The organism is Streptomyces sp. NPDC022910 (genome assembly GCF_055561075.1).
Map to the genome: position 1 here is coordinate 1 of NZ_JBVHHL010000182.1, position 1,255 is coordinate 1,255.

1 protein-coding gene is annotated in these 1,255 nt (G+C 69.2%); it reads right to left on the bottom strand.

What is annotated here, in order from left to right; genetic code table 11:
* Window positions 1-72: 72 nt before the first annotated feature.
* Entirely contained in the window at window positions 73-912 is an 840-nt protein-coding gene (locus tag ACZ3TS_RS43035) for an IS110 family transposase (RefSeq protein ID WP_467628736.1), read from the bottom strand.
* Window positions 913-1,255 lie beyond the last annotated feature (343 nt).

Below are 1,255 nucleotides of genomic sequence, written 5' to 3' on the forward strand. Positions count from 1 at the left end.
GCCACCCGGCAATCGCCGCTGCCCGCATCCCGAAGAAACACCCAGAACCCGCCCGACACCCGTGATCAGAAATCACGCGGTGGATCCAGGCTCAGCGTCCGGGTGCGCCCGAAAATGCGCGCTCACCTGCTCCTCCAGCGCCGCTATCTGTTCGTTCAGCGCGATCACCAGCTTCGCGTGGGCGACCGCCGCCGCGCCATAGGCGGCAGCCACTGGGGCAGCGACGCCGAGCTGGGGCTCGCGCAGAGCGGCCTGGATGGCGGCGGTCTTCTGGTCCCGGTGGTGGCGGCGGTGCCTGGCAAGAACTGCGGTGATCTGCGCCTTCGTTAGCTTCGCCGCCTGCTCCGGGGTGGGTGCCTTGATCAGCAGTTCCAGCGCGTCGGTGCTGGTCAACTCCAACCCGGCGTAGGCGGTCAGCGCGCCGGGGAAGTACTCCCGCAGCGTACTGCGCAGCCGCTGGAAGGTGCGGGTACGCTCCCAGATCAGCGTCTGGTGTGCGCGGGCGACGACCCTCACCGCCTGGGCCTGGTCGCTGTCACCAGCCACGGGACGCAGCTGGCCGCCGTCGATGCGGACCATGTCCGCCAGCGCATGCGCGTCACCCTTGTCGCTCTTGGCCCCTGAGGTTGCGTATCGCTCCTTGAACCGGGACGCCTGCTTCGGGTTGATCGCGTAGACCCGGTAGCCGGCCGCGATCAGCGCCTGCACCCACGGCCCGCGGTCGGTCTCGATCCCAACCGTCACCTGCTCGGGCTCCAGGTCCTCACCGCCGTGCCGGGCGACCAGGGCGTGCAGCTTCGCGATCCCCTCCACCCCCTCGGGCAACCGCGCGCTCGCCAGCCTGCGCCCCGCCGCGTCCTGCACCTCGACGTCATGGTGGTCTTCGGCCCAGTCATCCCCGATGAACAGCACCAGCTCCCAGCCTTTCGCTCCTGTACGGACCTTGCGTAGCCTGCGGAAGGCACGGCTCGCGCCCTAATGGATCCAGTGCTCACGCCCAACTACCCGGCGGGCACGCCATCCCATCAGCAGTCAGGCCTCCCGGCCGACCAGCAGGGGCACGGTCTCACCTCAGAACTCGCAGTGGCTCCGGGCTGGAAAGTGCTCACCTGCTGGCGGCTACGGACCGTAGTCTCTCCCACGGGCCGTTGAGTCCCATTAGGGCCGGGAGCTGGTGGGCCCGCTGCCAGGCGGTGGTGAATGCGCGTGTCCAGGGCCCAATGCCCGGCAGTTAAGCGGAAACGCCGCAGGTCAA